Source organism: Pseudoalteromonas sp. S4492, assembly GCF_005886115.1.
Taxonomy (GTDB): Bacteria; Pseudomonadota; Gammaproteobacteria; order Enterobacterales; family Alteromonadaceae; genus Pseudoalteromonas; species Pseudoalteromonas gelatinilytica.
In genome coordinates this window covers 257,973-267,936 of record NZ_PNCP01000004.1, presented here as the reverse complement: position 1 = coordinate 267,936, position 9,964 = coordinate 257,973, and the positions used below count along the sequence as shown (strand labels likewise).

At 43.4% G+C, this 9,964-nt stretch carries 10 protein-coding genes; 5 read left to right on the top strand and 5 right to left on the bottom strand.

Annotation, left to right across the window (positions count from 1 at the left end; genetic code table 11):
- Positions 1 to 261: 261 nt before the first annotated feature.
- The 5 genes from CWC28_RS01925 to cydC are packed head-to-tail and all read left to right on the top strand — an operon-like array spanning position 262 to position 6,652.
- On the top strand, positions 262 to 1,848 hold the full coding sequence (locus tag CWC28_RS01925) for a cytochrome ubiquinol oxidase subunit I (protein WP_063706869.1): 1,587 nt from the start codon (positions 262 to 264) through the stop codon (positions 1,846 to 1,848).
- The gene (cydB, locus tag CWC28_RS01920; RefSeq protein ID WP_138624635.1) at positions 1,845 to 2,984 is read left to right on the top strand and encodes a cytochrome d ubiquinol oxidase subunit II; all 1,140 of its coding nucleotides are present in this window, start codon (positions 1,845 to 1,847) and stop codon (positions 2,982 to 2,984) included. The genes CWC28_RS01925 and cydB overlap by 4 nt, the downstream gene beginning before the upstream one ends.
- 12 nt (positions 2,985 to 2,996) lie before the next feature.
- Positions 2,997 to 3,149, top strand: a complete 153-nt coding sequence (gene cydX / locus CWC28_RS01915; RefSeq protein WP_054553108.1) for a cytochrome bd-I oxidase subunit CydX — start codon at positions 2,997 to 2,999, stop codon at positions 3,147 to 3,149.
- Entirely contained in the window at positions 3,139 to 4,899 is a 1,761-nt protein-coding gene (gene cydD, locus CWC28_RS01910) for a thiol reductant ABC exporter subunit CydD (protein WP_138624634.1), read from the top strand. The genes cydX and cydD overlap by 11 nt, the downstream gene beginning before the upstream one ends.
- A complete protein-coding gene (gene cydC / locus CWC28_RS01905) occupies positions 4,892 to 6,652 on the top strand; it encodes a thiol reductant ABC exporter subunit CydC (protein WP_138624633.1) in 1,761 nt (586 codons plus the stop codon). The genes cydD and cydC overlap by 8 nt, the downstream gene beginning before the upstream one ends.
- On the opposite strand, the gene CWC28_RS01900 is transcribed toward cydC, so the two are convergent.
- The 5 genes from CWC28_RS01900 to CWC28_RS01880 all read right to left on the bottom strand — a co-directional run bounded on the left by CWC28_RS01900 (position 6,649) and on the right by CWC28_RS01880 (position 9,962).
- Positions 6,649 to 7,017 carry a septal ring lytic transglycosylase RlpA family protein gene (locus CWC28_RS01900; protein WP_063706861.1) on the bottom strand — a complete coding sequence of 123 codons (369 nt, stop codon included), beginning with the start codon at positions 7,015 to 7,017 and terminating at the stop codon, positions 6,649 to 6,651. The two genes, cydC and CWC28_RS01900, sit on opposite strands and share 4 nt — an antisense overlap.
- 140 nt (positions 7,018 to 7,157) lie before the next feature.
- Complete coding sequence (gene lpxA / locus CWC28_RS01895; RefSeq protein WP_063706859.1) at positions 7,158 to 7,928, bottom strand: acyl-ACP--UDP-N-acetylglucosamine O-acyltransferase; 771 nt, start codon at positions 7,926 to 7,928, stop codon at positions 7,158 to 7,160.
- Between the two features lie 2 nt (positions 7,929 to 7,930).
- Positions 7,931 to 8,383, bottom strand: a complete 453-nt coding sequence (gene fabZ / locus CWC28_RS01890; protein ID WP_054562040.1) for a 3-hydroxyacyl-ACP dehydratase FabZ — start codon at positions 8,381 to 8,383, stop codon at positions 7,931 to 7,933.
- 10 nt (positions 8,384 to 8,393) lie between these two features.
- Positions 8,394 to 9,434 (bottom strand): UDP-3-O-(3-hydroxymyristoyl)glucosamine N-acyltransferase, encoded by a 1,041-nt coding sequence (lpxD, locus tag CWC28_RS01885; RefSeq protein ID WP_063706857.1) that lies wholly within the window; start codon positions 9,432 to 9,434, stop codon positions 8,394 to 8,396.
- A 9-nt stretch (positions 9,435 to 9,443) separates the two neighbouring features.
- Positions 9,444 to 9,962: an OmpH/Skp family outer membrane protein gene (locus tag CWC28_RS01880; protein ID WP_054553115.1), complete on the bottom strand. Its 519-nt coding sequence runs from the start codon at positions 9,960 to 9,962 to the stop codon at positions 9,444 to 9,446.
- Between the last annotated feature and the right edge of the window lie 2 nt (positions 9,963 to 9,964).

The following is a 9,964-nucleotide window of genomic DNA, read 5'->3' as shown; positions in this document are numbered from 1 at the left end:
GGCCACTTTATAAAAAGATTTTATAAAAGAATTAAATAGGCCATAGCAACAGGACTTTTTATAACGATTAAATATTTGAAACTTTAGAGCTTTATCTCTAATCTGTAGAAAAGATGAGCAGGATTAATTCATCTTTATTTCGTATTTTCCTATTGACTAAAATGAATACAAGTTTAATATTCACAAAGTTTCAATAATTACTGAAACTTCATAACCAATAATTTGTCGTGTCTACCGCACCCGCTAACAAGGAGCTAAACGATGATAGATGAAACATTTGTGGATCTATCGCGATTGCAATTTGCAATCACTGCCCTATTTCACTTCCTATTTGTTCCCCTTACCTTAGGTATGACGTGGATTTTGGTGATCATGGAATCCGTTTACGTGATGACAGGTCGCGAAATTTATCGTGATATGACTAAGTTCTGGGGTAAGTTGTTTGGTATTAACTTTGCGATTGGTGTGGCCACGGGTCTAACCATGGAGTTTGAGTTTGGTACCAACTGGTCTTATTACTCTCACTATGTGGGCGATATTTTTGGCGCACCATTGGCGATTGAAGGCTTAATGGCTTTCTTCTTAGAATCAACCTTTGTGGGTATGTTCTTTTTAGGCTGGGAACGACTGACACGACGCCAACACCTAGCTGCAACCTTCTTAATGGCATTAGGTACTAACTTATCTGCGTTATGGATTTTAGTTGCCAATGGTTGGATGCAAAATCCGGTAGGTGCTGAATTTAATTACCAAACCATGCGTATGGAAATGACTAGCTTTGCTGAACTGGTATTTAACCCGGTTGCACAAGTTAAGTTTATTCACACCGTATCAGCAGGTTATGTTGCAGCATCTATGTTTGTACTTGGTATTAGTAGCTGGTACATCTTAAAAGGCCGCGACCTTGCTTTTGCTAAGCGCTCATTCTCGGTCGCTTCAGGCTTTGGTTTAGCGTCTATTCTGTGTGTGATTTTACTTGGTGATGAATCTGGCTACGAAGTTGGCGAGGTACAAAAAGTAAAACTCGCAACCATTGAAGCTGAGTGGCACACCGAAGAGGCCCCAGCTGCATTTACGCTAGTCGGTATTCCTGACTCTGAAGAGCAAGTTACTCACGCCGCTGTAAAAATCCCCTATGCACTGGGTATCATTGCGACTCGCTCTATTGACGAGCAAGTAACGGGCATTAAAGATCTTGAAGAACAGCACGAAGTGCGTATTCGTAATGGCATAATTGCATACGAATATTTAGAAAAACTTCGTGGTGGTGAAGACACCCCAGAAAACATTGCAAAATTTGATACTTTAAAAGCAGACCTTGGCTACGGTTTGCTGCTTAAGCGCTATACCCCTAACGTGGTAGATGCAACAGAAGAAGACATTCAAAAAGCAGTGAAAGACTCATTTCCTCAAGTCGGCCCTATGTTCTGGTCATTTAGAATCATGGTTGGCTGTGGTGTGATTATGCTTGGCGTATTTGTTCTCGCGTTTTATTACAACGCACACCGCATTATTGAGCAAAAGCGCTGGTTATTATGGGCTGCGGTATGGAGTATTCCTCTGCCTTGGATTGCCATTGAATTTGGTTGGATTGTTGCGGAGTACGGCCGCCAACCGTGGGCAATTTCGGAAATTCTACCGACCTTCTTGGCAACCTCGTCACTCACGGTGAATGACTTATTGATTAGTATTACTGGTTTCTTAGTTTTCTATACAGGTCTTGCTGCTGTAGAAGGCTGGCTGATGCTGCGCTTTATTAAACAAGGCCCAAGCTCACTTCATACCGGTAAATATCACCATGAACTTGCTAAAGCGGATTCACTTGCAAGCCAAGGAGCTCAGTCATGATTTTTGATTACGAAACACTCAAACTAATTTGGTGGCTGTTAATTGGTGTCTTACTGATTGGCTTTGCAGTGACCGATGGTATGGACATGGGTGTGGCAATTTTGCTTCGCCTAGTTGGTAAAACCGATGTTGAACGCCGTACAGTTATTAACACCATTGGCGCTCACTGGGATGGTAACCAAGTTTGGTTCATTACCGCTGGGGGCGCACTGTTTGCAGCTTGGCCTATGGTATACGCAGCTGCGTTCTCAGGCTTCTACTTTGCTATGATGCTGGTGTTATTTGCGTTATTTTTCAGACCGCTAGGTTTTGATTATCGCTCAAAAATAGAATCACCACGCTGGCGTAATAACTGGGATTGGGGCCTATTTGCAGGCAGCTTTATTCCGGCTCTGGTATTTGGTGTGGCATTCGGTAACCTATTATTAGGTGTGCCTTATCATATCGACGACCTATTGCGTGTTAGTTATCAAGGTTCATTCTTTGCGTTATTAAACCCGTTTGCCATTGTTGTTGGCCTAGTAAGCGTACTGATGCTGGTTGGTCACGCAGGTATGTGGTTACAACTTCGTACTGATGCAGAAGTCGCTAAACGCTCAGCACAATATGGTCAATATGCACTGATGGCGTTTATTGTGTTGTTTGCCTTAGCAGGTGTGTGGGTATCGCAAATTGACGGTTATAAAATCGTTAGCATGGGTGATACTCAAGGCTTTGCAAACCCGCTTGCTAAAACAGTCACGCAGGCACCAGGCGCATGGCTTGATAACTATACAAAAATGCCATTAACCATACTGTTTCCTGCCCTAGCATTCGTGATGGCGGCACTGGCAATTGTGTTATCTAAATTACAAAAACCAGCAATGGCCCTGATCGCATCAAGCTTAATGCTTGCAGGCGTAATTTTAACTGCTGGTATGTCAATGTTCCCGTTTGTAATGCCTTCGAGCAACAACCCTAATATTAGTTTAACTATGTGGGATGCAGTTTCGAGCCATATGACACTTAACGTGATGTTTATCGCTGCGGTTATTTTTGTACCACTTATTCTTATCTACACAACATGGTGTTATGTGAAGATGTGGCGCAAAGTAACCATCAGTGAAATTGAAAACAACACGCACGGTAGCTATTAAGGAGATTTAAATATGTGGTATTTTGCCTGGATTTTAGGTGTTCTATTAGCCTGTACACTTGGGGTGATCAACGTAATGTGGTACGAATTTCACCAACATAAAGATTCGATTGCTGATGATGAGCTAGAGCTGTACGCGAGACTCAAAAACACTGATGACAACTAAACCCCGACCAAATCGCGCGCAGCAGCAAACGCTGCGCGCTTTTTTAAAGCAGTATAGCCAGTCCGCTTCAGGACTTCTTAAATTAAGCATTAGTCTGGGCACACTCAACGCCCTTTTAATGATTGCCTCTTGTTACCTTCTTGCAAACGCGGCTCATCAAGTCATGTTTGAACAAGCAAACTTGCAAGCCGTAAGCCCATTATTATGGCCGTTGGCAGGGCTAATTATAGTTCGCGCGTTGTTGGTTGCGCTAAGTGAACGGGTGAGTAACCTCGCCGCGTTAAAAATAAAGAACGTGATGCGTAATACACTGCTAGAAAAGCTCAGCAAACTTGGGCCAGCCTACAGTGAACAAAAAGGTCATGGCGCAACACTTAACACCTTACATAATGGGGTTGAAGCACTGCATCAATATTACGCCAACTACATTCCAAGTGTGGCTTACAGTGCGCTCATTCCATTAGCGATATTGGTAGTGATTTTTCCAACCGATTACAAAGCAGGCCTCATATTCCTTTTAACTGCCCCACTGATCCCCTTTTTTATGATTTTAGTGGGTCATAAAGCGGAGCAGTTAAACCAAGACCGCTGGCAACAGCTAGCGGTACTTGGCAATTACTTTTTTGACCGATTACAAGGCTTGACTCAACTCAAGCTCTTTAATGCAACCAAGCGTGAGCTAAATAGCATCAGTCAGATTTCTGATGATTACCGCGGTGCTACTATGGGGGTATTGAAAGTCGCCTTTTTATCGTCTTTCGCCCTTGAGTTTTTAGCCACCATTAGTGTGGCACTTGTTGCCGTTATCATTGGCTTTAGATTGTTTTTTGGTACGCTCGATTTTGCCACTGGATTTGTGGTGTTACTACTGGCCCCTGAATTTTACTTACCACTTCGACAAATGGGCACTCATTATCATGCAAAACTCGAAGGGATCAGCGCCGCAGCTGATATGGTCGACATAATCAATCAAAGCGATGTTGATGAACATGTCGGGTCATCTAAACTTAAGTTACCGCTAAAAGACATACAGCTGAATGCACTTACCTTTCACTACCCAGAAACAAACGAGGGGGTAACTGATATCAACTTAAGCCTGCCAAGCACAGGCTTAATTGCCTTTGTGGGTGAAAGTGGCTCGGGTAAAAGTACCTTGTTTGATTGCCTATTGGGCTTTCATCATCAAGCCAACAATGCCATTAGCATTAACGGGCAACCACTGAGTGATACTGCATTAGCTGATTGGCAAGCAAAGCTGGCGTGGATCCCACAACACGCCACGTTATTTTATCGGACCGTTGCAGAGAACCTGCGTTTAGCTAAACCTGATGCAAGCCAAGCAGAACTCGATGAAGCAGCGAGTAAAGCAGGTGCACTTGAATTTATTACAGCCTTACCTGATGGCTTTAACACCTTGCTCGGTGAACAAGGAGAAGGCCTCTCTGGTGGGCAAAAGCAGCGCATAGCCCTTGCCCGTGCATTTTTGAAGAATGCCCCTGTGCTAATGCTAGATGAGCCTACCGCTCACTTAGACAGCCAAACCGAGCATTTAATCAACCAAGCGATCCGCGATTATGCAAAAGACCATTTAGTGCTGGTTATTGCTCACCGACTGAATACGGTTAAACACGCCGACAATATTTACGTTATGCAACAAGGTCACATTGTTGAAGCTGGTCAGTACCAGCAACTCACTAAGCAAGCTGGCCTATTTGCTAAACTGGTGAGCCAAGGTGACGCCAATGAATAACTTTATACGTCTATTAAAACTGTGCAAACCTCATACTGGCATGCTGCTTTTAGGGGCTTTTTTAGCAAGCTTAACGGTACTTGCTAATGTCGGATTGCTTGCAATTTCGGGCTGGTTTCTAGCAGCCATGGCAGCGGCGGGAATCGCTAGTGTGCAAATGAATTACTTTACCCCTGCTGGGGTTATCCGCTTTTTAGCTATCGTGCGCACAGCATCTCGTTACGGTGAGCGGATGATAACTCATAACGCCACCTTCTTATTACTAAGCGAAATTCGCGTAAACATGTTCATGACTCTAAGCCAGCTAAACAACGTTGACTTAGCAATGACGCGTAGTAGCGATTTATTTAACCGCCTACAGAACGATGTCGATGCGCTGGATAAATTTTACCTCAATGTACTGCTGCCGATTATTGTCGCTCTGATCAGCATTCCTATCGTGATGGCCTTCATGGCTATGTATAATGCTGAGGTTGCATTAATGTGCTTTACTTCGCTGATGATTATTGGCGTCCTGCTTCCCGCATTGTTAAGCCATAAGCTTCACCAACAAGCGGATACCGAAACCCAGCTCTCCGCAGAGCTAAGAGCTGAACTAGCTGATACACTATCAGGTGCCAGAGAGCTTGCTGTCTATCAAGCACACGCGGCGCAATTAGTGCATTGTGATTCACTCAGTAAACAATACAACAACCAGCTCTATAATCGCCACAAAGCCGTGGCAAATAGTAATGGTTTAAGCACTTTAGTGATCCAACTCACCATGCTGGTCAGTGTATTTATGATAATCCCGCTAGTTGCAATGGGGACCATGAAAAACGTTGAACTGGCGATGCTCGCGTTATTTGTACTAGCAAGTTTTGAAACCGTGCTTACCCTGCCTACTGCATTTATTGAATTGCCGCTTACTTTAAGTGCCGCAAAGCGACTGTTCGATCTTGAAGATAAACACAACAGCTTAGCCGAAAAACCAAACAACTTAGACGATCAGTTAGCAAACCAATTAGCGGATCAATCTGGACTTGGCCTTGAGATAAGCGAGGTCAATTACCAATACGCGGGTGCAAAAAGCAAAGCCCTTAGCAATATCAATTTTACAATTGCACCAGGCAGTAAAGTTGCCCTAGTCGGTGCCAGTGGCAGTGGCAAAACCACTCTAGTTAACTTACTCACTGGCCTTTGGCCGCTGCAATCAGGCTCATTAAAGATCACTACCAAACTAGATACCTTTGAACTTGAAAGCTTAAGCACTGCAACACGCTTTAAGCAGCTAACGATAGTTGCCCAGCAGCATCATATTTTTGATGGCACGCTACGTGAAAATCTTCGCTATGCAGCTTTTGATGCGACAGATGAGATGCTTATTGAAGCCTGTGAACACGCTGAACTTGGCTCTTGGCTTAGTAACTTAAAAGATGGGCTAAACACTCGTTTAGGCACCGCAGGCAGAAAGCTTTCTCATGGTCAGTCACGCCGTATTGCCATTGCTCAAGCTCTATTAAGGCAAGGTAATTTAATCATTCTGGATGAACCAACAGAGAGCTTAGATAATCACACTAAGCAAAACTTGCTGACTACAGTTGAGAGAATATGGGCAGATAAAACCATGCTGACCATTACCCACGACCCAGCAATGCTAAGTCGTGTTGATAAGGTTATTTGGTTAGAGCAAGGACAAGTAAGAGCCTTTGCGAGTCATGCTGAATTAGTGGCGAATGAAGCCGACTACGTAGAGCTTATTACCCGCTTTTAATCGAGCCGCTCAACGGTGACGTCAATCACACCTTGCTTTACTGAGGCAATTTGTGAAAACGCCATTTTTGATAAATCGATAATTCGACCGCGGATAAATGGGCCGCGGTCATTAATAGTCACAATCACACTTTTATTGTTAGCAATATTAGTAACTTTTACTCTGCTACCAAAGCCAAGCGTTTGATGAGCCGCGCTCAATGCCTGTTGATTAAACACTTCACCACTTGCTGTCGTTCGGCCGTGATATTTATCAGCGTAATAACTGGCTTTGCCTTTTTCTATTGCTCCTTTAGATACCGAAGGCGCACTACTACAACCACTTAAAATTAAGCTTAACAATGCAAAGACGATGAGTTTATTCATATTACTAGTTCCTTTTTGCCATGAAGATAACAAGCACTGACTTAGCAAAACCTGAACTATACCAACTTACCTAATTAAGCGAATGAGTATAAAAACAAAAAAGCCACCTTACGGTGGCTTTTATAGAAGTTCGCTTATGATTAGCGAATAATTCCGCGCTCAGAGCTTTTCACGAAGTCTATCATCAGCTGAACAGCTGGGTACTTCGCAGCATCTTCACGTAGCTCAGCGATTGCTTCTTCAACACCTAAGCTCTTACGATAAAGCGTTTTATATGCACGGCGTGTTGCCATGATTTCATCGCTCTCAAAGCCACGGCGTTTCATGCCTTCAGTATTGATTGCTACAGGGCCAGCCGGCGTACCAATGGTAGTTACAAATGGCGGTACATCTTTATTAACGCCTGAGTACATACCTACAAAGGCATGTGAACCAATTTTACAGAACTGGTGAACACCTGAGTTACCTGCAAGGATCACCCAGTCACCTACGTGTACGTGGCCAGCAACAGAGGCATTGTTAGCAAAAATAACGTTATCGCCCACAACTGCATCATGTGCAACGTGTGTGTAAGCCATAAATAAGTTGTTGCTACCAATTTTTGTTACACCTTGGTCTTGAATCGTACCACGGTGAATTGTCGCACACTCACGGATCACGTTGTTGTCACCAATGATCAGAGTCGTTGGCTCATTCGCGTACTTTTTGTCTTGGCAAGCTTCACCGACCGAAGCAAATTGGAAAATATGGTTACCAGAACCAATCGTCGATGGGCCTTTTACAACCACATGAGATTCGATGATACAGTTATCACCAATAGTTACATCGTTACCGATATAGCTGTAAGGGCCAACTGATACGTTATTTCCAAGTTTTGCACCTGGTTCGATTATCGCCGTAGGATGGATCACTATTAAAACTCTCTTCTCGCACACATGATTTCGGCAGTACACACTACTTTGCCGTCAACTTTTGCTTCTGCTGCAAATTTCCATATATTGCGGCGCTCTTTTACAAACTCTACATGCAAATGCATGGTATCGCCAGGTAATACCGGCTGTTTGAATCGCGCATTGTCGATCGCTGCGAATAAATATAGTTCGTTATCGCTACGATTTTCAACTGTCTTAAAGCCAAGTAAGCCAGTTGCTTGAGCCATTGCTTCTAAAATCAACACACCTGGAAAGATAGGTTGATTAGGAAAATGACCCGTAAAAATAGGTTCGTTCACTGTTACATTTTTAATCGCATGTAACGACTCGCCTGGCGTGTAATCAAGTACACGGTCAACAAGTAGCATCGGGTAACGATGCGGAAGTAAACTCAAGATATCCTGGATATCAAGACTATTTAATTCATTTGCCAAAATAGCATCCTTATTTGTCTTCAATATTGAGTGACTTAGTCAGTGACTCAAGTGCTTTAATGCGGTCTTTCATATCGCCAAGGTTACGGATATGGGCAATACTACGTCGCCATTCTTTGTTGGTTAGATGTGGCAAGCCTGAAGAATAAATTCCAGGTTCTGTGATTGCCTTAGTCACCATACTCATGCCGGTGATTATAGCACCATCGCATACGCTAATGTGACCATTAATTGCTACCATGCCGCCAATCTGACAATTCCTACCGATCACAGTGCTACCTGCAAACACAGAACAGCCAGCAACCGCTGTACCCGAACCGATCTCGACATTATGCGCTATTTGACATTGATTATCGATAATTACATTGCTGTGGATGATAGTATCGTCTAGTGCACCACGGTCAATCGTAGTAGACGCCCCTACCTCAACCTTATCACCGATGATTACTCGGCCAAGTTGTGGTATTTTCACCCATTCGCCACGCTCGTTGGCATAGCCAAAACCATCACTGCCCACAACCGTGTTCGCTTGGAATAAACAATCGCTACCAATTTCTACTTCATGGTAAACGCTTACATTTGCCCAAAGCTTAGTGCCTTGACCAATTTTTGCGTGCTCACCAATAAAACATCCTGGGCCAATCTGCACATCGTTTGCTATAACAGCGCCCGCTTCAATCACCACATTGGCAGCGATCGCGACATTATCGCCAATAGAGGCTGAATCGTGAATGACTGCACTTGGGTGAATCCCTGTCACAGCTGCACGCGGTGTGGTATCCATTAGCTGGGCAAGCTTGGCGTAACAAACATAAGGGTTAGCAACAATGAGTTTATTACCCGAAAAAAACTCAGCATCTGCCGGTGATAAAATCACCGCACTTGCTTGAGTATCTTCTAATTGCGAGCGATATTTCTTGTTCGCCAAAAATGCAATATGCCCATGTTGGGCATTTGCAAGTGTAGATATTTTTTTAATCTCTGTGGCGCCGTCACCTTGAAGGTCAGCGCCCAGAAGATCCGCTATCTGCGAAAGCGTGTAGTTTTGCATATATGATTTCTATTGCTTACTTACTTTTTCAACAACTTTGCTTGATAAGTCATCGACAGTTTTAGGGTTAACATAAATCGTTGTTTCTTTAACTTTAACTTCATCGAATTTGCCAGCTTTCGCTACTTCTTCGATTGCATCTAAGATTAGCTTTTGAACTTTAGCTAGTTCTTGGTTTTGACGCATTTTGATTTCTTGCTCTAAAGGACGACCTTTTTCAGCAAGTTGCTGCTGCATGCCTTGAATCTTAGTACGTAATTCTTCTTTTTGCTTGTCGCTCATCGTTGTTGCTTCACGCTTGAACTTTTCAGCTTCAAAACGGATATCACCTTGAAGTTTTTCTAGTTCTTGACGACGCTCTGAGAATTCAGCTTCTAAAGTTTGCTCTACTTTCGCCATTTGTGGGATTTGCTTGTAGATTTCTTGCATATCAACGATACCTACTTTGTGCGCGAATGCGTTAGTAGATAGACCCATAGATAAAGTAGCAAGTAGTGCAAAAGCTGTTGATTTAATTGATTTATTCACGA